This window comes from Cellulosimicrobium protaetiae (assembly GCF_009708005.2).
Taxonomy (GTDB): Bacteria; Actinomycetota; Actinomycetes; order Actinomycetales; family Cellulomonadaceae; genus Cellulosimicrobium; species Cellulosimicrobium protaetiae.
Genome location: NZ_CP052757.1, coordinates 3,303,125 through 3,326,549, shown reverse-complemented (window position 1 = coordinate 3,326,549; position 23,425 = coordinate 3,303,125). Strand labels below are relative to the sequence as shown.

The 23,425-nt window shown below is 74.7% G+C and carries 18 protein-coding genes and 2 tRNA genes; 9 read left to right on the top strand and 11 right to left on the bottom strand.

Features of this window, described 5'->3' with window-relative positions:
* Nucleotides 1-82 precede the first annotated feature (82 nt).
* The gene (gene ptsP / locus FIC82_RS14290) at nucleotides 83-1,786 is read right to left on the bottom strand and encodes a phosphoenolpyruvate--protein phosphotransferase (protein WP_168731902.1); all 1,704 of its coding nucleotides are present in this window, start codon (nucleotides 1,784-1,786) and stop codon (nucleotides 83-85) included.
* Here ptsP and FIC82_RS21195 point away from each other — a divergent pair.
* Nucleotides 1,698-2,273: a PTS sugar transporter subunit IIB gene (locus FIC82_RS21195; protein WP_336240041.1), complete on the top strand. Its 576-nt coding sequence runs from the start codon at nucleotides 1,698-1,700 to the stop codon at nucleotides 2,271-2,273. The two genes, ptsP and FIC82_RS21195, sit on opposite strands and share 89 nt — an antisense overlap.
* A gap of 71 nt (nucleotides 2,274-2,344) precedes the next feature.
* Here FIC82_RS21195 and FIC82_RS14280 read toward each other — a convergent pair whose 3' ends face one another.
* Nucleotides 2,345-3,478 (bottom strand): mechanosensitive ion channel family protein, encoded by a 1,134-nt coding sequence (locus tag FIC82_RS14280; protein WP_216609908.1) that lies wholly within the window; start codon nucleotides 3,476-3,478, stop codon nucleotides 2,345-2,347.
* 90 nt (nucleotides 3,479-3,568) lie between these two features.
* Between FIC82_RS14280 and malQ the strand changes: the two genes are divergently transcribed.
* Entirely contained in the window at nucleotides 3,569-5,752 is a 2,184-nt protein-coding gene (gene malQ / locus FIC82_RS14275; protein ID WP_168731901.1) for a 4-alpha-glucanotransferase, read from the top strand.
* Nucleotides 5,753-6,662: 910 nt separating this feature from the next.
* Here malQ and pepN read toward each other — a convergent pair.
* A complete protein-coding gene (gene pepN / locus FIC82_RS14270; protein WP_168731900.1) occupies nucleotides 6,663-9,242 on the bottom strand; it encodes an aminopeptidase N in 2,580 nt (859 codons plus the stop codon).
* 234 nt (nucleotides 9,243-9,476) lie between these two features.
* On the opposite strand from pepN, the gene FIC82_RS14265 reads away from it, so the two are divergent.
* Both FIC82_RS14265 and FIC82_RS14260 read left to right on the top strand, forming a co-directional pair.
* A complete protein-coding gene (locus FIC82_RS14265) occupies nucleotides 9,477-10,121 on the top strand; it encodes a mycothiol-dependent nitroreductase Rv2466c family protein (RefSeq protein WP_269808395.1) in 645 nt (214 codons plus the stop codon).
* Between the two features lie 165 nt (nucleotides 10,122-10,286).
* Entirely contained in the window at nucleotides 10,287-11,480 is a 1,194-nt protein-coding gene (locus FIC82_RS14260) for a hypothetical protein (protein WP_154798967.1), read from the top strand.
* A 105-nt stretch (nucleotides 11,481-11,585) separates the two neighbouring features.
* On the opposite strand, the gene FIC82_RS14255 is transcribed toward FIC82_RS14260, so the two are convergent.
* Nucleotides 11,586-13,640, bottom strand: coding sequence for a M13 family metallopeptidase (locus FIC82_RS14255; protein ID WP_154798966.1), 2,055 nt, complete (start codon nucleotides 13,638-13,640; stop codon nucleotides 11,586-11,588).
* A 60-nt stretch (nucleotides 13,641-13,700) separates the two neighbouring features.
* Here FIC82_RS14255 and FIC82_RS14250 point away from each other — a divergent pair, with 60 nt between their 5' ends.
* Both FIC82_RS14250 and FIC82_RS14245 read left to right on the top strand, forming a co-directional pair.
* Nucleotides 13,701-14,162, top strand: coding sequence for a ribose-5-phosphate isomerase (locus tag FIC82_RS14250; protein WP_154798965.1), 462 nt, complete (start codon nucleotides 13,701-13,703; stop codon nucleotides 14,160-14,162).
* A 1-nt stretch (nucleotide 14,163) separates the two neighbouring features.
* Nucleotides 14,164-15,207, top strand: a complete 1,044-nt coding sequence (locus FIC82_RS14245) for an Fpg/Nei family DNA glycosylase (RefSeq protein WP_168731899.1) — start codon at nucleotides 14,164-14,166, stop codon at nucleotides 15,205-15,207.
* A gap of 28 nt (nucleotides 15,208-15,235) precedes the next feature.
* Here the strand turns inward: FIC82_RS14245 and FIC82_RS14240 are convergent, their stop codons facing one another.
* A complete protein-coding gene (locus tag FIC82_RS14240; protein WP_154798964.1) occupies nucleotides 15,236-16,576 on the bottom strand; it encodes a GNAT family N-acetyltransferase in 1,341 nt (446 codons plus the stop codon).
* A 66-nt stretch (nucleotides 16,577-16,642) separates the two neighbouring features.
* Here FIC82_RS14240 and FIC82_RS14235 point away from each other — a divergent pair, with 66 nt between their 5' ends.
* The gene (locus FIC82_RS14235; protein ID WP_154798963.1) at nucleotides 16,643-17,065 is read left to right on the top strand and encodes an MGMT family protein; all 423 of its coding nucleotides are present in this window, start codon (nucleotides 16,643-16,645) and stop codon (nucleotides 17,063-17,065) included.
* Nucleotides 17,066-17,116: 51 nt separating this feature from the next.
* Here the strand turns inward: FIC82_RS14235 and FIC82_RS14230 are convergent, their stop codons facing one another.
* From FIC82_RS14230 to FIC82_RS14205, 6 genes are all read right to left on the bottom strand, one after another.
* Complete coding sequence (locus FIC82_RS14230) at nucleotides 17,117-18,166, bottom strand: LLM class F420-dependent oxidoreductase (protein ID WP_154798962.1); 1,050 nt, start codon at nucleotides 18,164-18,166, stop codon at nucleotides 17,117-17,119.
* 249 nt (nucleotides 18,167-18,415) lie between these two features.
* Nucleotides 18,416-19,432, bottom strand: coding sequence for a DUF1648 domain-containing protein (locus FIC82_RS14225; RefSeq protein ID WP_154798961.1), 1,017 nt, complete (start codon nucleotides 19,430-19,432; stop codon nucleotides 18,416-18,418).
* A complete protein-coding gene (locus FIC82_RS14220) occupies nucleotides 19,429-19,782 on the bottom strand; it encodes a GntR family transcriptional regulator (protein WP_168731898.1) in 354 nt (117 codons plus the stop codon). The genes FIC82_RS14225 and FIC82_RS14220 overlap by 4 nt, the downstream gene beginning before the upstream one ends.
* A gap of 89 nt (nucleotides 19,783-19,871) precedes the next feature.
* Entirely contained in the window at nucleotides 19,872-20,501 is a 630-nt protein-coding gene (epsC, locus tag FIC82_RS14215) for a serine O-acetyltransferase EpsC (protein WP_253691188.1), read from the bottom strand.
* 1 nt (nucleotide 20,502) lies between these two features.
* Nucleotides 20,503-21,438, bottom strand: a complete 936-nt coding sequence (gene cysK / locus FIC82_RS14210; protein ID WP_154798960.1) for a cysteine synthase A — start codon at nucleotides 21,436-21,438, stop codon at nucleotides 20,503-20,505.
* Between the two features lie 546 nt (nucleotides 21,439-21,984).
* Nucleotides 21,985-22,055: transfer RNA gene (locus tag FIC82_RS14205), tRNA-Gly, on the bottom strand.
* Between the two features lie 214 nt (nucleotides 22,056-22,269).
* Here FIC82_RS14205 and FIC82_RS14200 point away from each other — a divergent pair.
* Nucleotides 22,270-22,343: transfer RNA gene (locus FIC82_RS14200), tRNA-Pro, on the top strand.
* Between the two features lie 85 nt (nucleotides 22,344-22,428).
* Entirely contained in the window at nucleotides 22,429-23,382 is a 954-nt protein-coding gene (locus tag FIC82_RS14195; RefSeq protein ID WP_168731897.1) for a DMT family transporter, read from the top strand.
* Nucleotides 23,383-23,425 lie beyond the last annotated feature (43 nt).

Sequence of the window (23,425 nt, the reverse complement as noted above, 5' to 3'; positions counted from 1 at the left end):
GCGCACGGCGGCCGGGGCGCACGTCACACGGGGCGGCCAGCGCGGCGCTCGCCGTGACGGGCGCCGCGCCACGCCGTCCGCGTCAGAGGCCGAGCTCGGCGAGCACGGGGAGGTTCTCGCGGACGACGGCGCGGGCCTCGGCCGCGCTCTCCGCCTCGACCGCGAGCCGCGCGAGCCGTCGGCACTCGTCGAGGTCGACCTCGCGCAGCAGCGCCGCGACGTCCGGGATCGCCCGGGCCGTCATGGACAGCGACGACACCCCGAGCCCGACGAGCACGACGGCCAGCACGGGCTGCGAGGCCGCCTCGCCGCACACGCCCACGGGCCTGCCCTGCTGCGCGCCGCCGGCGCACGTCGCCTCGACGAGCCGCAGCACCGCGGGCTGCCACGGGTCGCTCAGCTCGGCGAGCGAGCCCAGGAGACGGTCGGCGGCCATCGTGTACTGCGTGAGGTCGTTCGTGCCGATGGAGGCGAACGCCGCGCGGGCCAGGATCGGCCCGGAGAGCAGCGCCGCGCTCGGTACCTCGACCATGACGCCGGCGACGTCGAGACCGTGCGCGCGGCAGCGCTCGACGAACCACTCGGTCTCGCCCACCGTCGAGACCATGGGCGCCATGACCCACACCTCGGCCTCCTCGGCCGCGGCCGCCTGCGCGATGGCGTCGAGCTGCTGCTCGAGCAGCTCCGGCCAGCGCGCGGCCGTGCGCAGCCCGCGCACGCCGAGAGCCGGGTTCTCCTCGTCGTCGACCGTGAGGAAGTGCAGCGGCTTGTCGGCGCCGGAGTCGAGGGTGCGGATCACGACCTTGCGCCCGCCGAACTCGTGGAACACCGTGCGGTAGGCGGCGACCTGCTCCTCGACCGTCGGGGGCTGCTCGCGGTCGAGGAAGCAGAACTCGGAGCGGAACAGACCCACGCCCTCCGCGCCCGCCGCGGCCGCGGGCGCGGCGCCCGCGGGGTCGCCGACGTTCGCGAGCAGCTGGACGCGGTGCCCGTCCCGCGTGCGACCGGTGCCGTCGAACGTGCGCACCTGCTGCGACCGCGCCCGTGCCGCCGCGACCTGCTCCGCGGACGGGTGCACGACCACCGTCCCGGCGGCACCGTCGACGAGGACGACGTCCTCGGGCGCGAGCGCGGCGCTCGCCCCCGTCGCGGCCACGACCGCGGGGATGCCCTTGGCGTTGGCGACGATCGCGGTGTGCGACGTCGGCCCCGCACCGTCGGTGACGATCGCCAGCACGCGCGCCGGGTCGAGCGCCGCCGTGGCCGACGGCGCGAGGTCGGGCGCGACGAGCACGAACGGCTCGGCATGCTCGGGGACACCGGGCGCAGGGCGGTCGGTCAGCACCGCGACGAGGCGGTCGCGCACGTCCGCGACGTCGCGGGCGCGCTCGGCGAAGTACCCGCCGAGCTCGGTGAACTGCCGCACGACCTCCTGCGCGGCCTCCCACACCGCGCGCTCGGGCACCAGGTGCTCGTCGAGGACGCGGCGCCGCGCGTCGGCGGCCAGGGTGGGGTCGCCCGCCATCGCGGCCGTCGCCTCGAGCACGTCGCGCGTGTCGCCGTCGGCGGCGTCCGCCGCGCGCTGGAGGTCGGCCGCGACCTGCGCGGCCGCGGCGTCGACCCGCCGGGCCTGCGCCTCGTGGTCCTCGCGCGGGCCCATCCGGAGCCCGGGTGCCGGCTCCTCGATCGGTGCCGGCATGAGCACCACCGGCCCGACCACCGTGCCGGGGCACACACCGATGCCCGTGATGACCCGCCGTGCCTCGTCCTGGGTTCCGCCCGTCACGACCCTCGCTCCTGTCCGCCTCGGGCGTGCGACCCGGGTGCCCGGGCCGGTGCGCACGCGTGCCCGCCACCATCATGACCGTCGCACGCGCGCGGCACACGCCTGTTGCGCCGTTGCGGGCCCGCGTCGATCCGGTGACAACCTCGCCAGGAGACTAGGCTGTTGCCAGGTGCACGGCACCCCGACACCCCGGATCCCCCGCGCGGATCCCACCCGCGACTCGCCTCAGGAGACACTTTCGATGAGCACCCCCTCGGACCAGAAGGCACAGCAGATCCTCGAAGCCCTCGGGGGCCAGGGCAACGTCGTCGACCTGGAGCCGTGCATCACGCGCCTGCGCGTCGAGGTCACCGACCCGCAGCTCGTCGACGAGGCGCGCCTCAAGGCGACCGGCGCTTTCGGCGTCGTCCGCTCGGGCCGCGTCGTCCAGGTCATCGTCGGCCCGGAGGCCGACAACCTCGCCGCGGAGCTCGACGGCCTGCGCTGATCCTGCGACCCTCCGGGCCTCGCGCGTCGGTCGGGCGCCGTCGTCGTAGGTGCCCGACGGCGCCACCCGGTTCAGGCGGTCGGCCCGGCGGCCTCGCCGGTGCGGTCCTGCACGACGGCCGCGGCGGCGCCGCGGCGGTCGCGCGCCGCCTGCTCGTCCCGTACGGAGGAGCCCGGGCCCTCGTCGGTGCCGTCGTCCGCGCGGTCGTCGCGCACCGACGGCGAGTGGTCGAGGACGACCACCTGCTGCGCCCCCGCCAGCGGGATCCGCGCGTCCGACAACCCCTGTCGCACGCGCGCCCGCATCGCCCGTGCGACCTCCCACTGCATCGCGGCCTGCGTCTTGGCCTGCACCTTGAGCTGCAGCGCCTCGGCGGACATCGACTCGATGCCCGTGACCTCGGGCGGCTCGAGGAAGTACGTCCCCAGCACGGGGTCGGCGCGCACGTCCTCGGCCGCGGCGAGCAACGTGGCGCGGACCTCCTCGACGTCCGCCCAGTAGGCGACCCGTACCTCGACCATCGCCCGGCCCCACTCCTGGGTCTTGTTCCCCGTGCGCAGGATCTCGCCGTTGCGCACGTACCAGAGCGTGCCGTCGATGCCGCGGACCTTCGTCACGCGCAGCGCGACCTCCTCGACCGTGCCGGTCACCTCCCCGAAGTCCACCGTGTCGCCGACGCCGTACTGGTCCTCGAGCAGCATGAACGTCCCGGACAGGAAGTCCTTCACGAGGCTCTGCGCGCCGAAGCCCAGCGCGACGCCCGCGATGCCCGCCGACGCGAGGAACGGCGCGATGTTCACACCGAGCTCGGTGAGCACCATGAGGACGATCGTCGCCCCGACGACGATGTTCGCGACGGACCGCAGCACCGATCCCACCGTGCGGGCGCGCTGCGCCCGTCGTGCGCTCGCGAGCGGGTTCGCGCGGAGCAGGACCGTGCCCACCCCGGACTCCGCGACGCCCTGGAGGCGCTTGCTCCGCAGCGTCGGCGTCCCCTCGGCGATGTGCTCGCTGACCTTGCGGATGAGCCGGCGCAGGACCGCCAGGACGATCGAGCCGATCGCGACGATGAGCAGGATGCGCAGGGGCAGCCCGACGAACCACTCCAACCAGTCGTCCGGGTTGCTCGGGTCGAAGCCGTTCGCCACCTCGGGCGGGGCGTCCGCGGGCAGCACCAGGGAGGGGGTGAGGAGGGGGAGGAGCATGAGCGCAGGGTACCCGGGGCAGGTGGGCGGTCCCTGGGCGCGCCGGGCGAACGCGCTGCTCGCGGGCCCGCGTTCTGGCAGGATGCAGGCGTGAGCGAACCCCCGCAGACGGACCTGCCCGAGCCGTTGGTGCAGCTGGCCGACGCCCACGGTGTCGCGTCCGACTTCTGGGACTTCGACGGGTCGCGCCGCCAGGTCCGCGCCTCGACCCTCGTCGCCGTGCTCGAGGCCCTCGGCGTCCCGGCCTCGTCGCCCGAGAAGGTGGCGGTCAGCCTCGAGCACTCGCGCGACGACGCGTGGCGCCAGATGCTCCCGCCCACCGTGGTCGTGCGGCAGGGCGACGCCGTCCCCCTGCCCGTGCACGTCCACGACGGGTCCGCCGTCGAGGTGTGGGTCGAGCTCGAGGCCGAGCCGTCGCGCCACGGGGGCCAGTCGTCCGGGCACCATGCCGCCCGGACCCCGCGTGAACGTCGCGACCTCGGCCAGCTCGACGTCTTCGTCGAGCCGCGCATGGTCGACGGCCGGCGCGTGGGGCGCGCGACGTTCGAGGTGCCCGCCGACCTGCCCCTCGGGTGGCACGTCCTGCACGCCGAGAGCGAGGGCGCGCAGGCCCGCGCGACGCTCGTCGTGACGCCGCAGCGCCTCGAGCTGCCCGCCGCGGTCGTCGAGCGGCGCGCATGGGGCTTCATGGCCCAGCTCTACTCGGTGCGCTCGCGCGCCTCGTGGGGCGTCGGGGACCTGGCCGACCTCGCCGACCTCGCCTGGCTGTCCGCGCGCGAGGCGGGGGCCGACTTCGTGCTCGTCAACCCGCTGCACGCCGCCGAGCCGCGGACCCCCCTGACACCGTCCCCGTACCTGCCGACGAGCCGGCGCTTCGTCAACCCGCTCTACGTCCGCGTCGAGGACATCCGCGAGACGGGGTACCTGTCCGCCGCGGACCGCTCGCTCGTGGAGTGGGCGTTCGACCCCGTGCGGGACCTCGACACCGACCCCGGACCGATCGACCGCGACGCCGCCTGGGACGCGAAGAAGGCCGCGCTCGAGGTCGTCTTCGCGGCTCCTCGGTCCACCGCGCGCCAGGCGTCGCTCGACGCGTTCCGTGCCGAGCAGGGCCGAGGTCTGGAGGACTTCGCGACGTGGTGCGCGCTCGCGGACCACTACGGCGACCGCGACTGGCCGCCCGGCGCGTACGACCCGCACGGGCCGACCGTCGCGGCGCTGCGCGACCAGCTCGCCGACCGCGTGGAGTTCTACTGCTGGCTCCAGTGGGTCGCCGACGAGCAGCTCCGGGCCGCCCAGCGCGCGGCGCGCGAGGCCGGCATGTCGGTCGGGATCATGCACGACCTCGCGGTCGGGGTGCACCCCGAGGGCGCCGACGTGTGGGCGCACCGCGGCGTGCTCGCCACCGGGGTCTCCGTCGGCGCGCCGCCGGACATGTACAACCAGCAGGGCCAGAACTGGTCCCAGCCGCCGTGGCACCCGCGCGCGCTCGCCCGCGCCGGGTACGCGCCCTACCGCGACATGCTGCGGACCGTCCTGCGGCACGCGGGCGCGATCCGCATCGACCACGTCATCGGGCTCTTCCGTCTCTGGTGGATCCCCGGCGGCGCGCGCGCCGACGCCGGCGCGTACGTCCGCTACGACCACGAGGCCCTCATCGGCATCCTGTGCCTCGAGGCGCAGCGCGCCGGGGCGATCGTCATCGGGGAGGACCTCGGCGTCTTCGAGCCGTGGGTGCGCGACTACCTCGCCGACCGCGGCGTGCTCGGCACGTCCGTGCTGTGGTTCGAGAAGACGGGCGACGGCGCGCCGCTGCCGCCGGAGGACTACCGCCGGCTCGCGCTCGCCACCGTCACGACGCACGACCTCCCGCCGTCGGCCGGCTACCTCGCGGGCGAGCACGTCGAGCTGCGCGACCGCCTCGGGGTCCTCACCGAGGACGTCGCGGACGTGCGGCGCGCAGCCCGTGCCGAGCGCGACGCCATGGTCTCGTTCCTGCGCGAACGCGGCCTCGTCGGGGACGACCCGTCCGAGCGCGAGCTCGTCGAGGCCCTGCACCGCCTGATCCGCAGCACGCCCGCCGTCCTGCTCGGCGTCTCGCTCGCCGACGCCGTGGGGGAGCGACGCTCGCAGAACCAGCCCGGCACGAATCAGGAGTACCCCAACTGGAAGGTGCCCCTCGGCGACTCGTCGGGCAACGTCGTCCTCCTGGAGGACCTCTTCGACTCCGCCCGCCTCCGCTCGCTCGCCAAGGCGATGAACGACGCCCTCTGACCGCCGAGGAAGAACCCCGATCGCGCGAGGTAGAACCCTGGTTGGCCGAGGTAGAACCCTGGTCGCGCGAGGGAGAACCGTGGTCACTGTGCCCGACGGCGGTCTGGTCGCCCTGGGTGGTCGGGGTGGGTGGTGGTGCCGCGTCTACCATCCGCGCCGCTCGTTCCTCGCGTCGCTCCCGCCAGGCCCGCCACGACGCGGCACCACCACCCACCCCGCCCGGCGTCGTCTCGCCCTGGTCTGTGCTCGCCTCTGGCGACTGCCCGCGTGGTGGGGTGCGTCTCGCGTCTCGCGGTCGCGGTCGCGGTCGCGCATGTTACGCACCTTCGCGCGTCGCCGTCGTGGGCCGAACGTCGTGCTCCGCCGAGCATGTGGTCGTGGCCCTCTCCGGCCGCCCGACGAGCCGTATCGTCACAGGGCTCGGCTAGGGACAGGCGCGCGGCCCGTCCCGCGCGGGCAGACGGTTCACGCACACCCTGGTCCGGTGCCGGGCACGGACAGGTCACGTAGGTGACACGGCCGGGTCCCCGGGCCGACCCCGAGCGCGCCGGACCGGCTGCGACGTCTCGGAGCTCTTGGCCGCCCTGGTGGTCGACCGCCGTCGACGACCCGACCGCGACGGGTGAGCGAACGCCGTCGTGCAAGACCACGGTTCTCTTTCGGACGACCAACGTTCCACTTCGGCGGACCAGGGTTCTCCCTCGGCCGACCACGGTTCTACCTCGGCGAGTGGTGGGGACTCGGGAGCAGCCAGTCGTCGCAGGGAACGAGACCACCCCGGTACGGTGCCCTGCGATGGGTGGCGGCCCCCCGCCGTCGCGCCAGGTGTGCACGGTGAACAGGTCGGACGACGAACGCCGGGCCGCTCCCGTCGTGGGAGCTGCCCGGCGTTCGTCGGTGGTGGGTGAGGTCAGGCGTCGGCGGCCTGGGCGGTGAGGGCGCGCTCGACACCGGCGAGGTTCTCGACGACGAGTCGGCGCAGCGCGGGCGCGGCGTCGGGGTTCGCGTCGAGCCAGGACTGCGTGGCGTCACGCAGCTCGGTGGTGGCGAGCGGCGCGGGGTACAGGCCGGTGACCAGGGCCTCGGCGATGTGGTACGACCGCTCCTCCCAGAGCGGCAGCAGCGCGTCGAAGTACGGGCCGACGAGCGGTGCGAGCGCGGCCGGGTCGTTGACGTGCTGGAAGCCGAGCGTCGTGGCTCGGACGATCGCGTTGGGGGCGTCCTCCGAGCCGACGAGCCGGTCGAACGCCGCGCGCTTCGCGTCGGCGGTCGGGACGGTCGCCCGGGCGCGGGCGGCCGACTGCTGGCCCGTCGCCGTCGAGTCGGCGACGAGGGTCGCCTCGATCTCGGCGTCGTCCGCCAGCCCGAGGAGGACGAGGCCCTCGAGGATCTCCCAGCGCAGGTCCGTGTCGATCTCGAGCCCGTCGAGGGTCCGCGTGCCGTCGAGCAGCGCGCGCAGCACCGTCCCGTGCTCGGGCGTCGACGCGAGGTGGGCGAAGAACTTCACGAGCTGGAACTGCAGGTCAGAGCCCGGGGCGGCGTCCTGCGCGAGCGACCAGAGCACGTCGCCGACGTGCGCGAGGGTCTCGTCCCTGCGCTCCGGCGAGACGTACGACTTCGCGGCGAGCGCGAGCTGGTTGAGCGTGGTGCGGATCGTCGTCGACTCGGTCTCGCGGGCGATGTTGCCGAGCACGAGGCGGACGTAGTCGCCGGCCGGGGTCTCGCCGTCGCGCGTCGCGTCCCACGCGGAGCCCCAGACGAGCGAGCGGGCCAGCGGGTCGGCCAGGTCGGCGAGGTGCTCGGTGGCGACCTGGAGCGACGCGTCGTCGAGGCGGATCTTCGCGTAGGCGAGGTCGTCGTCGTTGAGCAGGACGAGCTGGGGACGGTCGAGCCCGAGGAGCTCGGGGATCTCGGTGCGGGCGCCGTCGACGTCGACCTCGACGCGGTGCACCCGCGTGAGGACTCCGTCCACGAGGTCGTAGAGGCCGATGCCGAGACGGTGGGGGCGCAGCGTCGGGTGGTCGGCGGCAGCGGACTGCAGGACGGTGAACGTCGTGAAGCGCCCGTGCGCGTCGAGCTCGAACTCCGGGCGCAGCGTGTTGACGCCCGCCGTCTCGAGCCACAGCGCGGACCACTGCGTGAGGTCGCGCCCGCTCGTGGCCTCCAGCTCGACGAGCAGGTCGCGCAGCTCGGTGTTGCCCCAGGCGTGCTTGCGGAAGTACGCGGCGACGCCGGCGAGGAACTGCTCCTTGCCGACCCAGGCGACGAGCTGCTTGAGCACCGACGCGCCCTTGGCGTAGGTGATGCCGTCGAAGTTGACGAAGACGTCCTCGAGGTCGTTGATCGTCGCGACGATCGGGTGGGTCGAGGGGAGCTGGTCCTGGCGGTACGCCCACGACTTCTCCATCGCGGCGAACGTCGTCCAGGCCTCGGTCCACTCGGTCGCCTCGGCGGTCGCGAGCGTGGAGGCGTACTCGGCGAACGACTCGTTGAGCCAGAGGTCGTTCCACCACTTCATGGTGACGAGGTCGCCGAACCACATGTGCGCGAGCTCGTGCAAGATCGTCACGACGCGACGCTCCTTGACCGCGTCGGTCACCTTGGAGCGGAACACGTACGTCTCGGTGAACGTCACGCACCCGGCGTTCTCCATCGCGCCCATGTTGTACTCGGGCACGAAGAGCTGGTCGTACTTGTCGAACGGGTACGGGTGCTCGAATGCGGACTCGAAGAACGTGAAGCCCTCGCGCGTCTTGTCGAACACGTAGTCGGCGTCCATGTGGTCCGCGAGCGACGCACGGCAGAAGACACCGAGGGGGATCGTGCGGCCGTCGGACGACGTCAGCTCGCTGCGCTCGACGACGTACGGGCCCGCGACGAGCGCGGTGATGTACGAGGAGATGCGCGGCGTCGGCTCGAACGCCCACCGCGCGACCTCGACGTCGCCCGCGCCGGTGCCCGTCGGGTCGGCCTTCGTGCCCAGCGCCTCGGGCGCCGGCGTCGGCTGGTTGCTCACGACCTGCCACGCGGCGGGCGCGGTCACGAAGAACGCGAACGTCGCCTTGAGGTCGGGCTGCTCGAACACGGTGAACACGCGCCGCGAGTCCGGCACCTCGAACTGCGTGTAGAGGTAGACCTCGCCGTCGACCGGGTCGACGAAGCGGTGCAGCCCCTCCCCGGTGTTCGTGTACGCGCAGTCCGCGACGACGCGCAGCTCGTTCTCGGCCGCCAGGCCGTCGAGCGCGATGCGGGAGTCCGCGAAGACCTCCGCCGGGTCGAGGGAGCGCCCGTTGAGCACGACCTCGTGCACCGTCGGGGCGACGAGGTCGACGAAGGTGCTCGCCCCCTCGGTCGCGGTGAACCGCACCACGGTCGTCGACGCGAACGTCGTCGCCCCCGTCGTGAGGTCGAGGTCGACCTCGTAGGACTGGACGTCGACGATCGCCGCGCGCTCGCTCGCCTCGGCGCGGGTGAGGTTCTCTCCGGGCACTGCATCTCCTCGGTCTCGGGTCGGGCCGGGCGGCCTCGACGGCGGCCTGTGGGCCACGGACGATCATCCCACGGGTGCCCGCGCCCGCCCCCGGGAATACCTCCCGGGAATACGCTGCGGCCGCCCGGTGTCGAGACTGGGTGGGCGACGGCGTCGGCCGTCCGCGCGCGCCGCCCTGACACCTTGGCGACCCGGGTCCACCGGGCGCCGCCCACGACGAAGGAGACCCGTCCCGTGACCCTCACCGCGACGTCCGACACCACCGCGACCGAGGACGCCGTGCGCGTCGCCGACTTCTGGTTCGACCCCGTCTGCCCGTGGGCGTGGATGACGAGCCGCTGGATGGGTGAGGTCGAGCAGGTGCGCGACGTCACCGTCCGCTGGCACGTCATGAGCCTCGCCGTGCTCAACGAGGGCCGGGACCTGCCGGAGGAGTACCGCGAGCTCATGGAGAAGGCCTGGGGTCCGGTGCGCGTGGTCACCGCCGCGCGCGTCGAGCACGGCGAGGAGGTCGTCAAGCCGCTCTACGACGCGATCGGGACGCGCCTGCACCCGGGCGGCCGCACGGACTACGACGCGGTGCTGCGCGAGGCGCTCGCGGAGGTGGGCCTGCCGGCGTCGCTCGCCGAGGCGGCGGGCTCCGACGCGTACGACGAGCAGCTGCGCGCGTCGCACGCCGAGGGGATCGGGCGCGTCGGCGAGGACGTCGGCACGCCGGTCGTCGCGTTCGGCGGCACGGCCTTCTTCGGGCCCGTCGTGACGCCCGCCCCGAAGGGCGAAGCCGCTGGTCGGCTGTGGGACGGGTGCGTCCTCGTCGCGAGCACCCCCGGGTTCTTCGAGATCAAGCGCACGCGTACGCAGGGGCCGGTCTTCGACTGACGCGGTCCCGGCCCGGCACCCCGCCGGCGGGACGGTCCGGCCGTCGGCGGGGTTCGACCCGCACGGGTGCCTCGTGCCATGCTTCGTCAGGTTGCGGGCGGTGTCAGGAGCGCCCGCCGCCCGGTCGTGCCGGGCGAGTCCGTCGAGGAGCCCGCGAGGAGCCGAATGTCCCCGAACGCACCCGTGCCACCGCCGCCGCCGCCCCCCGGCGGCGTGCCGGGGCCCGCGGTCGGTCGGCACGACGCGCAGCCGACGCAGGCGTTCGCCGGCCCGGTGCCCGGCGCCGCGTCCGCCGCGCCGCCGTCCTTCGCGCCCACGAGCGGTCCGACCGCCCAGGCCCCCCGCGCGACCCCCGCGGACGGTCAGCCGACCGTCGTCGCGTCGTCGTTCCAGCCCACGACGGTCCAGCACGCCACGCCGATCACGCAGCTCCCGACGGCGGCCCAGCCCGCGGTCCCCGCGCCGTCACCGGTGCCCCCGCAGCGGGTGCGCTACGCGACGGAGCAGGGCGGCTTCGGCGTCGCCGCTCCGGTCGGGACCGCAGCGAGCCGCCCGGCCTACGCGACGTCGGACCCGGCGACGACCGGGTACGCGGCGACGAGCGCCTACACCGCACCGGGTGCTCCCTCGTTCGAGCCGGCGCCGCAGGCGGGCTACGCGTCGTCCGTGCCGCACCAGCCCGGGTCGCAGCCGGCCTACCACCCGCCGGCCGGCGCCTCGACGCCGCAGACAGCGGGAGCGTCGGGCGGGTCCGGCACGCCGTCCCGTCCGCCCGCGGGCCGCGGGAACGGGCGCGGCGCGGGCGGTGGTGGCCGCGGGTCCGACCGGCTGAGCCCGGGCTGGATCGCCTTCATCGTCGTCGACGCCCTGCTCGTCCTCGGGGCGGTCGTCTTCGCGATCTCGCTGCTCGGCGGCGGGGGCGACGGCGACCCCGCGGGAGGCGCGACGACGCCGCCGGCCGCGAGCGCGACGGAGGGTGCCGAGGAGCCGGCTCCGGCCGAACCCACGGTGTCGGAGACGTTCGCGTCCGAGTCGCGCAACATCACGTGCGAGGTGACGGACGTCAGCGCGACGTGCGTCATCGCGCAGCTCGGCGCTCAGCCGGCCCCGGTCGACGGCTGCACCGGTACCGTCGGCTACAAGGTGGTCCTGAACGCCGACGGCAGCGTGGAGCAGCCGTGCGTCCCGGCGGCCGAGCAGCCCCAGGCGGCCCCGGGGGACACGGCGATCCTCGACTACGGCACGTCCAAGACGGTCGGTCCGTTCACGTGCGACAGCGCGGAGACAGGAATGACGTGCCGGGACGACGCGACGGGCAAGGGCTTCACCATCGCCCGCGCGGGGATCCGGACTCTCTGACCCGTTGCCGGGCGACGCCCGGCGACCTCGGCGGCGCACGAAGCGCTCCGCGACGCACGAAGGGCCCGCGGCGGGAGAACCGCCGCGGGCCCTTCGTGCTGTCCGTCACCAGATGCGCACGCGCTCCTCGGGCGCCAGGTACAGCGCGTCGCCCGGCTGCACGTCGTACGCCGCGTAGAACTCGTCGACGTTGCGCACGACGCCGTTGCAGCGGAACTCGTTGGGGGAGTGCGGGTCGGTCGCGATCCGGCGCACGACCTCCTCGTCACGGCCCTTGGACTGCCACACCTGCGCCCAGCCGAGGAACACGCGCTCGATGCCCGTGAGCCCGTCGACGACGGGCGCCTCGTCGAGCGGTCGGCCGAGCGCGATCCGGTAGGCCTTGAGCGCGATCGACAGGCCGCCGAGGTCGCCGATGTTCTCGCCGATCGTCAGCGCACCGTTGACGTGCGGCCCGTCCTCGCCGAGCTGGGCGGGGCGGAACGCGTCGTACTGGGCGATGAGCGCCGTGGTGCGCTTCTCGAACTCCTCGCGGTCGGTCGTCGTCCACCAGTCCTCGAGGCGGCCCGCGCCGTCGTACTTGGAGCCCTGGTCGTCGAACCCGTGCCCGATCTCGTGGCCGATGACCGCGCCGATGCCGCCGTAGTTGACGGCGTCGTCGGCCTCGGGGTCGAAGAACGGTGGCTGGAGGATCGCCGCGGGGAAGACGATCTCGTTCATGCCCGGGTTGTAGTACGCGTTCACGGTCTGCGGCGTCATGAACCACTCGTCGCGGTCGAGCGGCTTGCCGATCTTGCCGAGCTCGCGGTCCTGCTCGAACGCGTGGGCGCGGCGCACGTTGCCGACGAGGTCGTCGGCCTCGACGACGAGCGCGGAGTAGTCGCGCCACCTCACCGGGTAGCCGATCTTGGGAGTGAACGCCTCGAGCTTGGCGAGCGCCTTCTCCTTCGTCTCCTCCGTCATCCAGTCGAGCGTCGTGATCGACTCGCGGTACGCCTCCACGAGGTAGGCGACGAGCTCCTCCATGCGCGCCTTGTGCGCGGGCGGGAAGTGCCGGGCCACGTACTGCGCGCCCACGGCCTCGCCGAGCGCGCCCTCGACGACGGAGACGCCGCGCTTCCAGCGCTCGCGCACCTCCTGGGCGCCCGACAGCGTGCGCCCGTAGAAGTCGAAGTTGGCTTCGACGATCTCGTCGGTGAGGTACGGCGCGCGGGCGGTGACCAGGTGGTACACCATCCACAGCTTCCAGTCCTCGAGCGGCTCGCTCGCCCACAGCTCGGCGAAGCCGGCCGCGAAGTCCGGCTCGCGCACGACGACGTCGTCCAGCGAGCCCTGCGGCGCACCGAGCGCGAGGACCCACGCGCGCCAGTCGAACCCGGGCGCCTCGTCGGCGAGCGCGGCGAGCGTGCGAGGGTTGTAGGTGAGGTCGGCGTCGCGGTCGCGGACGACGTCCCAGTGCTTCGCGGCCAGCCTCGTCTCGAGTGCGAGGACCCGCGTGGCCGCGTCCTCGGGGGCTGCGCCCCACGTCTCGGCGGTGACGCCCGCGAGCGCGAGCATGCGCGCGACGTGCGGCACGTACTTCTCGCGCACCGGGGCGTACTGGTCCTCGCGGTAGTACGCCTCGTCGGGCAGCCCGAGGCCGGACTGGTACAGGTAGGCGACGTAGCGCTCGGGGTCCTTCGCGTCGTTGTCGACCCAGAAGCCGACCGCACCCGCGCCACCCGTGCGCTGCAGCGCACCGAGCACCCCGGTGAGCTCCGCCTGCGTCGTCGCCGACGCGACCAGCGCGAGGTCGGTCTGCAGCGGCGACGTGCCGAGCGCCTCGATCCGGCCGGTGTCCATGAAGCTCGCGTAGAGCGCGCCGACCTTCGCGGCGTCCGCCCCGACGTCCGTGGCCCCCGAGGCCACCTGCTCGCCGAGGTCCGTGATGATCTCGCGCACGTGCAGCTCGGCCTGGTCGTGCAGCGCGCGGAACGCGCCGTCCATGGCGCGGTCCGCGGGGATCTCGTGCGTCGCGAGCCAGCGCCCGTTGACGTGGCGGTAGAGGTCGTCCTGCGGCCGGACGGCGGGGTCCAGCGCGTCGAGGTCGATGCCGGAGCGCGCCCGGTCGGTCGTGCCGGACGGGGACGCCGGCGTGGACGTCGGGGAGGTCTGTGTCATGCGTCTCAGGCTACGGCCTCCCCCCGACGTCCAGGTGTGCCGCTGGGGCATGATGGGCCCATGCGCGTTCACATCGCCGCGGACCACGCGGGCTACGAGCTCAAGACCCATCTCGTCGAGCACCTCGAGGCAGCGGGGCACGACGTCGTCGACCACGGGGCCCACACCTACGACGCGCAGGACGACTACCCGTCCTTCTGCTTCGCGGCGGGCGAGGCCGTCGCTGCCGAGCCCGGTTCGCTCGGCGTCGTGATCGGCGGGTCCGGCAACGGAGAGCAGATCGCGGCCAACAAGGTCGTCGGCGTGCGTGCCGCGCTCGCGTGGAGCCTGGAGACCGCGCGTCTCGGCCGCCAGCACAACGACGCGAACGTCGTCGCGGTGGGTGCGCGTCAGCACTCCGTGGACGAGGCCGTCGAGCTCGTCGACGCGTTCCTCGCCGAGCCGTTCAGCGGCGACCCGCGCCACCAGCGCCGGATCGACCAGCTCGCGGCGTACGAGACGGCGCGCGGCGCCTCCGCCTGACGTGCCCGAGGGGCACACCGTCCACCGGCTCGCGCGCGCCCTCGGCGAGCTGTTCACGGGCGAGACGCTCGCGGTGAGCAGCCCGCAGGGCCGGTTCGCCGCGGGTGCCGCCCTGCTCGACGGGCACGTGCTCGTCGCGAGCGAGGCGTGGGGCAAACAGCTCTTCCTCGGTTTCGCGGACCCCGCGCGTGCCCGCGCCGTCCTCGACGACCCGTCTGCCGTCGCACGGCGCGACGACGTCCGCTGGCTCCGCGTCCACCTTGGCCTCTACGGCGCCTGGACGTTCGCCGGCGACGGCAGCACCGCCGTCGTCCACGCGATCGGCGCCCCGCGCCGACGGGTCGGGGAGCGCGAGACCGTGCCGGCGGAGCCCGTCGAGGAGTCGCCCGACGACGCCTGGTCCCCTCCGGCACCGCGCGGCGCCGTGCGTGCGCGGCTGCTCGGGCGGCACGCCGTCGCCGACCTCAACGGGCCCACGGCGTGCGAGGTGATCACGGGAGCGGAGAAGGGCGAGGTCGAACGTCGGCTCGGACCCGACCCGATCCGCGATCCTCGCCCGGGGGAGCCCGACCCGCGCGAGGAGTTCGTGACCGCCGTGCGGCGCTCGCGGAGCGCCGTCGCGCTGCTGCTCATGAACCAGGACGTCGTCGCAGGCGTCGGCAACATCTACCGTGCGGAGTCGCTGTTCCGGGCGGGGCTCGACCCGCTGCGGCCCGGTCGCGACGTCCCGACCGAGGTCCTCGGCGGACTGTGGGACGACCTCGTCGTCCTCATGCACGACGGCGTGCGGCGCGGCGCGATCGTCACGACGCGACCCGAGGACCGCGACGCGCCGGGCCCGGCGCCGGTCACGGAGACCGCGCCCGGCGCCGGGCGCCGGGTCGTCCGGCAGAACACGGACGGCGACCCCGGGGCCGTGCCGAGGGACGAGTCGTTCTACGTCTACCGGCGCGACGGGCTGCCGTGCCGGGTGTGCGGGACACCCGTGCTGCTGAAGGAGCTCGCGGGGCGCAACCTGTTCTGGTGCGGGGTCTGCCAGACCTGACGGCGCTCCGACCGGTGCGCCGCGTGGCTCAGAAGACCCAGCTGCACACCGGCGCGACGGGCCAGCCGAACGCCGCGCTCGCGCGGGCGAGGGTGCCGGGGGCGTGCTCGGTGACGAGCCCCGCGGCGCCGAGGGCCGCGAGCGAGGTCCCGCCCAGGTAGACGGCGCCGAGCTCGCGCACGTCGAGCGAGAGGTCCGCGGCGTCCTCGGTGCGCTCGGCCGTCGCCTCCCCGAAGGCCCCGGCACGCAGCCGCCAGTGCCCGGCGTTCTCGGCAAGGCGCTCGTCGGTCACGTGCAGGACGACGTCCACGTCGGCCGCGTAGCGACGCGCGGCGAGCGCGGCCGGGACGTCCACCACGCGCACCCAGAGGTTGTCCGCGAGCCGTGGCGCGGCCGACCGCGGGTCCACGAGGAGGCTCGTGACGACGTCGTCCACGGGGAGCATGAAGGGCGTCACCTCGTGCGTGAGGTCGAGGTCGGTGAGGACGCCCCACAGGGCGCGCGCCGCCGCCGCGTCGAGCGCGACGACCTCGCCCGTGCTCACCGGACCGCGCGGGCCGGTGACCTCCCAGGACAGCTTGCGGTGGAACCGCGCGTACCCGCGCGGCTCGCCGTCGAGCTCGACGATCGCGATGCGCGTGGGTTCGCGGTCCTTGCGCCACACCTTCGCGTCGTCCCAGAACGTCGCCTGGAGCTCGGGCGTCTCGCGCGTCGCCCAGCCGGGGCGGTTGATCCCGGCGCCCTGGCCGGTCGCGTCGGCGCCCGCCTGCTCGTGGAGCGCGGCGACGAGCGCGCCGTGGCGTTCGCGGTCGGCCCGCTCGATGCGCACGGTGTGGCGCTCGGCGCCGGGGACGTCGCGCAGCGCGACCCCGCGGGGCACCGTGAGGCGCAGGTCGTCCGCGGCCTTGCCGTACCCGAAGCGCCCGTAGATCGCGGCCTCCGCGGCGAAGAGCGCGGACAGCGGTTCCCCGCGCTCGCGGCAGCGCGCGAGGTGCGTGTCGATCATCGCGGTGAGGATCCCGCGGCGGCGGTGGCCCGGGTGCACCGCGACCCACGTCAGACCCGCGACCGGAGCGGTCGCGCCGGGTACGGGGAACCGCGCGAACGGGTACGAGGCATGCATCCCGACGAGCTCGCGACGCACGGGCCGCGCGCCGTCGACGGGCGGCGCGTCGTCGTCCTCGCGCTCCTGGACCACGCCCAGCGTGCGCTCCCACGTGAGGGGGAACGGGAGGTCGACGAGCTCGTCGACCTCGACGGGAGAGGGGAACGTCGTCGTGTCGAGGTCGAGCACCTCGCGCAGGTCGTCCGTCGTGAGGGGGACGAGGTCGTAGCCGTCGGGGAGGCGCGCGGTGGTGTGGTCGCTCATGCGTCCGATCCTCCCGGCTCGGCACACCTCGCGCCAGGACAAATGCGGCGGCTAGGGTCGGGCCCCATGGCACGAGGCACGCGCGGTCGCGCGACGGGCGGGCGCACGGACGGCCCGGCGCCCGCGGGGACCGACCGCACGGCACTCGCCGCGGAGTACGCGGTCGCCGTGCTCGCGCTCGTCCGGCGCATCCCGCCGGCGCGGGCGACGACGTACGGGCTCGTCGCGGAGATCGTCGCCGAGTCGCTGGGCCGCGGTGGCCCCCGTCAGGTCGGTCAGGTGCTCGCCGGGTCGTCGGGCGTCGACGACGACGGCGCGCCGGTCCCGTGGTGGCGCGTCGTCAACGCGGCGGGTTCACCGCCCGCGCACCACCTCGACGCGGCGCTCACGGAGCTGCGCGCCGAGGGATGCCCGCTGTCGCGCGACGGGCGCCGCGTCGACCTGCGCCGAGCGGTCTGGTTCCCCGAGGACGACACCCCCGCCCGTTGAGTGCTGGGCATCTGTCGTCTGATCCTCCGGGCGGCGACGGATACCCAGCACTCAACGGGAGGACGGGGAGGCGAGGAGCGGGGCGAGCGTCTGCACGGCCGTCGCGTCGCCCTGGACGAGGAGCGTCGTGACGGCGGTCTCGCGCCACGCGACGAGGTCGCGGGCGATCTTCTCCGGAGGCCCGACGAGCGCGACGTCCTCGACCATCGCCGTCGGGACGGCAGCGACCGCGAGGTCCTTGCGCCCGGCGAGGTAGTGGGCCTGGATCTCGTCGCACGCCTCGGCGTACCCGAGGCGGTCGAGCGCGTCGCGGTGGAAGTTGGCGCCCTTCGCACCCATGCCGCCGACGTACAGCGCGAGGAACGGGCGCACCTGGTCCGCGGCCTGCTCGACGTGCTCGCGGACGACGACGGGTACGGTCGCGCTCACCTCGAACGCGGCCTCGGGCGAGCGCTCGGGGGAGCGCTTCGTGAACCCGTCCGCGAGGAGCTCGCGGAACGTCGCGTCCATGCGCGGCGAGTAGAACAGCGGGAGCCAGCCGTCCGCGATCTCGGCCGCGAGCGCGATGTTCTTGGGCCCCTCGGCGGCGAGGTGGATCGGCAGGTCCGCGCGCAGCGGGTGCACGGTCGAGCGCAGCGGCTTGCCGTGCCCGGTGCCCGCACCCTCGGGCAGAGGGAGGGGGTAGTGCGGTCCCGCGGACGTCACGGGGGCCTCGCGGCGCAGCACGTCGCGCACGACCTGGACGTACTCGCGCGTGCGGGCGAGCGGGCGGGCGTACGGCTGCCCGTACCAGCCCTCGACGACCTGAGGGCCCGAGACGCCGAGCCCGAGGACGAACCGGCCGCCCGAGAGGTGGTCCATCGTCAGCGCCGCCATCGCCGTCGCGGTCGGCGTGCGGGCGGAGATCTGCGCGACGGCGGTCCCGAGCCGGATCCGGTTCGTGCGCGAACCCCACCACGCGAGCGGGGTGAACGCGTCGGACCCGTAGGCCTCCGCGGTCCACACGGAGTCGACGCCCAGGCGGTCGGCCGCGACGATCGCGTCCTGGATGCCGTCCGGGGGGCCGGCCGACCAGTAGCCGGTGTGGATGCCGAGACGCATGCGGGCTCCTCCTCGTCGAGGGTCTTCGTACAGGGCGTCCCCGCCGCGCCGGATGCCGAGGCGTGGTGCGTGGCGGGAGGGATGCGGGCGGTACCCGGTCGCGCGCCGGGCAGGGGGTATCCGGTACGCAGAGTCTCGGGTACCGCCCGGCTCCAGACTAGCCGATCCTCCGCGGCGCCCGGGAGCGCCCGCGTGCCGCCGCGCCCGACCGTGCGCCGACGCCACGGCGCACCGCCTCGGCGTCGAGGGTCAACGGCGCGCCCGGTCGGCGAGGGTGTTGAGGAGCGCCGCCGCGGTCCCGGCGTCGTCGACCGTGACCACGAGCGCCCGGCCGCCCGTGCGCTCGACGCGCAGCGACTCGCCGGCACGCACGACGATCCCGACGGCGCCGCCCCGCCCGGCCCGCCAGCCCCAGCCGCCGAAGTCGCGCAGCGGCGAGACCTCGGCGACGTCGGCCCGCACGACCTCGTCGACCGGGACGCGCGTGCGGGGGAACCCGAGCGTCGAGCGGACCGACAGGCCGCCCTCGTCCACGCGCACGACCCACGACATCATCGCGACGAGCAGCAGGCCCAGGACGATCGGCACGAGGAGGAGCGCCCACTCGCGCAGGACCAGCGCCAGGACCGTGGTGAGGACGATCGCACCCAACGCGACGAGCACCGTCGGACCACCGCTCACGTGCCCGACCCAGGCCGCCCGCTCGCCCGGTCGGAGCGCGACGCGGGGCGCGTCGTCGGGAACCCCGGCGTCGGTCGGGTCCGGGCGGTCGCCCGGGATCAGCACGCCGACCACGACGCCCACGAGGAGCCCGGCGCCCAGCGCGACGGCCGTCACGGCGCTCACGCCGCCGACGTCGTGGGCGTCGGCGAGGCCGCGCTGGATCCAGAGAGGCCCGAGGGTGAGGACGGCGAGCATGACCGGGAGCCCGACGGCGACTCCCGCCGCGACCCGCCGGTTCGCGGCCGACCGCCCGAGGAACGCTGTCATCGCGGCGAACCCCGCGGAGGCGACCAGGCCCAGCGCCGTGCTCCCCGCGACCGCCGCGCCGAGCGACGCGAAGCCGTCGGCGCCACCCGTGCCCCAGTGGATCGCCACGGGGTCGGGGAGGTCCGCGGACCAGGTCAGCGCGACGAGCGCCGCGACCACGGTGACGACCGCACCCGCGACGCCGACGAGGAGCGCGAGGGTGCGGTGGTCGTCCGGGCGCGGGCGACCGTCCGCGGTCGGACGTCCGGGGGAGCGGCGCGGGGCGGCTCGGGTCATCGGAGGGCCTCCTTCACGAGGGTCAGGACGGTCTCGGGCGGCAGGGCGAGGGAACGTGCCTCGGCCGCGACGCGGTCCACCGCGGCCCGCAGCGACGTGAGGTCGACGGCGGGCGGCGCCGTGACGACGGCGCCGCGCCCGCGGCGGAGGTCGACGAGGCCCTCGTCGCGCAGCTCCTGGTAGGCGCGCAGCACGGTGTGCACGTTGACGTCGAGCGCCTCGGCGAGCTCGCGGGCCGCGGGGAGCCGCTCGCCCGGCGCGAGCCGCCCCTGGACGACGCCGAGGCGCACCTGCGCGACGAGCTGTGCGAACAGCGGCTCGTCGGCCTGCGGGTCGATGCGGAACATCACGACCCCAGTCTAGTTGTTCTAGCGTAACTAGAACAAGAACGAGGAGAGAAGGGCCGCCGTCGTGCCCGACGGCGGCCCTTCGTCCGTGCTCAGATGACGTACTCGATGAGGAGCGACGGGTCCTCGACGGCGTCCCGCGCCGCGGGCGTCGTCGCGGGCATCCGGATCCTCGCCGGGACACCGACCGCGACCGCACCGGCAGGCACGTCCTTGACGACGACGGCGTTGGCCCCCACCTGCACGTCGTCGCCGACCCAGACCGGCCCGAGGATCTTCGCCCCCGCCCCGACCACCACACGGTCCCCGAGCGTCGGGTGCCGCTTGCCGCGCTTCATCGACCGACCGCCGAGCGTGGACGTGTGGAAGAGCACCACGTCGTCGCCGACGACCGCCGTCTCGCCCACGACGACCCCCATGCCGTGGTCGATGAAGAGCCGCCTGCCGATGCGCGCGCCGGGATGGATCTCCACGCCGGTCAGCGCCCGTGCCACCTGAGAGACCAGGCGGGCCGGGAGGCGCAGGAGCGGCTCGCGCCACATGCGGTGCGCGAGCCGGTAGGCCCACACGGCGTGCACGCCCGGGTACGCCAGCGCGACCTCGAGGCGGCTGCGGGCGGCGGGGTCGCGCCGTCGGGCCGCCTCGAGGTCCTCGCCGAGCACGCGCACGAACCGGCGCAGCCGGTAGCCGACCGTCCGGTGGTGGGGCCGTGGGTCGGTCACGTCAGTCCAGCAGGTCGGCGTAGAGCACGGAGGACAGGTAGCGCTCGCCGAACGACGGGATGATCGTCACGATGAGCTTGCCCGCGTTCTCGGGGCGCGCGGCGAGCTGGAGCGCGGCGGCGATCGCGGCGCCGGACGAGATGCCGACCAGCAGGCCCTCCTCCTTCGCGGCGCGGCGCGCGTACTCGACGGCGGTCTCGGCGTTGACGTCGATGACCTCGTCGTAGACCGAGGTGTCGAGGATCTCGGGCACGAAGTTCGCGCCGATGCCCTGGATCTTGTGCGGGCCGGGCTGGCCGCCGTTGAGGATCGCCGACTCCTCCGGCTCGACCGCCACGACCTGCACGCCCGGCTTGCGCTCCTTGAGCACCTGCCCGACGCCCGTGATCGTGCCGCCCGTGCCGATGCCCGCGACCACGATGTCGACCGCGCCGTCGGTGTCCGCCCAGATCTCCTCGGCCGTCGTGCGCCGGTGGATCTCGGGGTTCGCCTCGTTGGCGAACTGGCGCGCGAGGATCGCGCCCTCGCGCTCGGCGACCACCTCGTCGGCCTTGTTGACCGCGCCCTTCATGCCCTCCGAGCCCGGGGTGAGGATGAGCTCTGCGCCGAACGCCCGCAGCAGCGCACGGCGCTCCTTCGACATCGTCTCCGGCATCGTCAGCACGACGTCGTAGCCGCGCGCCGCGCCGACCATCGCGAGCGCGATCCCGGTGTTGCCGGACGTCGCCTCGACGATCGTCCCGCCCGGCTTGAGGTCGCCCGAGGCCTCGGCGGCGTCGATGATCGCGACCCCGATGCGGTCCTTGACGGAGTTCGCCGGGTTGTAGAACTCGAGCTTGCCGACGACCGTCGCGCCGAGGCCCTCGGTGAGCTTGTTGAGTCGGACGAGGGGGGTGTTGCCGACGAGCTTCGTGACGTCGTCGTAGATGCGTGCCATGACTTCCTCTTCTGTCGACGGCTCGGGGTGAGCCGGGGTGGGGGTACCGCTCAGGGGATGAGGGCCGTCGGGTCCGTGGCCACGGTGCTCAGCGTCTCGCGGGAGCGGTGCGGGCGCGCGGGCGCGACGGCGGGTGCGGGCTCGTGCGGACGGTGCGGCCTGGGGCGGCGCGGATGCGCTCGGGGGCGGCGGCGGGTGGTCAGCGACAGCCGAGACAGCGACAACAGGAGAGGCGCGAGACGGCGCCGTGCAGCGATGCGGGACGCGCGATCGTCGCGGTCATTCCTCGCTCCTCCTGGTCGGTCGCGCCGCGGGAGCCCGGCGGTCCGGGCGGCGCGGCGCGTGTGACCCGAGGCTATCGGTCCGCGTCCGGACCCTGCAACGCCGTCCACGAGACGGTCGTCCGGCAGGTGGGCCGTCGGCACCCGGGCGGGCGGAGGGACGGGGCGTGCGGCGAGACGACGAAGGGCGTCCCGCCGCCTCGGCGGGACGCCCTTCGTCAGGTTCGAGAGCGGCGTCCAGGACGGTGCTCGGCGAAGAGATCGGAGCGGGCGACGGGAATCGAACCCGCGTAGCCAGTTTGGAAGACTGGGGCTCTACCATTGAGCTACGCCCGCGTGGGCCGTGGGACCGGGATCCGGGCTCCCCGGCCAGGGCCGAGGACCGGCGCGGCGCCGACCTGCGGCCGCAACCTTAGCAAACGTCGGTGACCGTTCGCGTCGCCTGCCTGCCACCGGCGAGCCGTCGCCGCACGGGTGGTGCTCCGGTGGCCCGACGAGGGCGCTCCCGCCCGCCAGTACACTTGCCCTGGCCCGCCGCCGCGGCGGGCGACGGGGTGTGGCGCAGGTTGGTAGCGCGTCCGCTTTGGGAGCGGAAGGTCGCAGGTTCAAATCCTGTCACCCCGACCTTCGCGCGGCGCCCCTCCGGGGGCGTCGCAGGGCGTCGTCGACGTCCGGGCCGTCTCGTCGGCCTCGTCCCCGAGAGGCACCCGTGACCCCGTCCGCACCCGCGTCCGGCCCGGCGACCCGCGTCACCCTCGCGGCGCTCGTCGCCGCGGGCAGCGGCGCCGTGCTGTCGCTCCAGGGCCGCCTCAACGGCGACCTCGCCGCCGCGGGGACGGGGCCTGTGGTCGCCGCCTGGCTCTCCTACGTCGGGACACTCCTCGCGACCGTGCTCGTGGTGGTCGCCCTTCGGCGTACCCGGTCCACGCTCGACGTCGTGCGCACCTCGGCGTCCTGGTGGTGGTTCGCGGTCGGGCTGTGCAGCGTCCCGATCGTCGTCGCCATGGCCGCCGGGGTCCCGCTCGTCGGCGTCGCGGTCGCGTCCGTGTGCTCGGTCGCGGGCCAGACGGTCGCGGGCCTCGCGCTCGACGCGCGGGGCGTCGGGCTCTCCGCCCCGCTGCGGCTCACGCCGCGCCGGGCCGCCGCGGGCCTCGCGGCGCTCGTCGGCCTGGGCGTCGCGGTGCTCGGTGGCGCGACGACCGACGCGGGGTGGGGCGCCGTCCTCGCCGGGGTCGCGCTGTTCGTCGGCGGCGCCGTCCTGTGCGGGCAGCAGGCCGGGAACGGCCGGGTCACACAGCTCACGGGCGACCCGGTCGTCGCGACCCTCACCTCTGTCACGGGCGGGCTCGTCGGCATCTCCGTCGTCTGCGCGCTCGTCGCGGCCCTCGGCGGGCTCGACGGCGTCACGCTCCCCGGGCAGTGGTGGCTCTACCTGGGCGGCCCGCTCGGGACGCTCATCACCGTGGCGGCCGCGTTCGCGGTGCGCCACCTCGGCACGTTCGTCCTCACGATCACGGTCGTCGGCGGCCAGATGGTCATGGCCGTCCTGCTCGACGTCCTCGGAGTGGTCGGGCTGCGGTGGCAGACCGTCGTCGCGACGGCGGTCGTCGGGATCGCGGTCCTGCTGGTGGTCCAGCGCCCGGGTGCGCGCACGTCGGCCTGATCGCGGCGCTTGACCGCTCGCGTACGATAGGACGGTTGCCCGT

What these genes read in the sequence shown, in the direction of transcription:
- FIC82_RS21195 (WP_336240041.1), top strand. Translation starts at nt 1,698, where the DNA reads ATGAGCACCACCGGCCCGACCACCGTGCCGGGGCACACACCGATGCCC.
- FIC82_RS14280 (WP_216609908.1), bottom strand. Translation starts at nt 3,478, where the DNA reads ATGCTCCTCCCCCTCCTCACCCCCTCCCTGGTGCTGCCCGCGGACGCC.
- FIC82_RS14260 (WP_154798967.1), top strand. Translation starts at nt 10,287, where the DNA reads ATGTCCCCGAACGCACCCGTGCCACCGCCGCCGCCGCCCCCCGGCGGC.
- FIC82_RS14255 (WP_154798966.1), bottom strand. Translation starts at nt 13,640, where the DNA reads ATGACACAGACCTCCCCGACGTCCACGCCGGCGTCCCCGTCCGGCACG.
- FIC82_RS14250 (WP_154798965.1), top strand. Translation starts at nt 13,701, where the DNA reads ATGCGCGTTCACATCGCCGCGGACCACGCGGGCTACGAGCTCAAGACC.
- FIC82_RS14240 (WP_154798964.1), bottom strand. Translation starts at nt 16,576, where the DNA reads ATGAGCGACCACACCACCGCGCGCCTCCCCGACGGCTACGACCTCGTC.
- FIC82_RS14235 (WP_154798963.1), top strand. Translation starts at nt 16,643, where the DNA reads ATGGCACGAGGCACGCGCGGTCGCGCGACGGGCGGGCGCACGGACGGC.
- FIC82_RS14230 (WP_154798962.1), bottom strand. Translation starts at nt 18,166, where the DNA reads ATGCGTCTCGGCATCCACACCGGCTACTGGTCGGCCGGCCCCCCGGAC.
- FIC82_RS14225 (WP_154798961.1), bottom strand. Translation starts at nt 19,432, where the DNA reads ATGACCCGAGCCGCCCCGCGCCGCTCCCCCGGACGTCCGACCGCGGAC.
- cysK (WP_154798960.1), bottom strand. Translation starts at nt 21,438, where the DNA reads ATGGCACGCATCTACGACGACGTCACGAAGCTCGTCGGCAACACCCCC.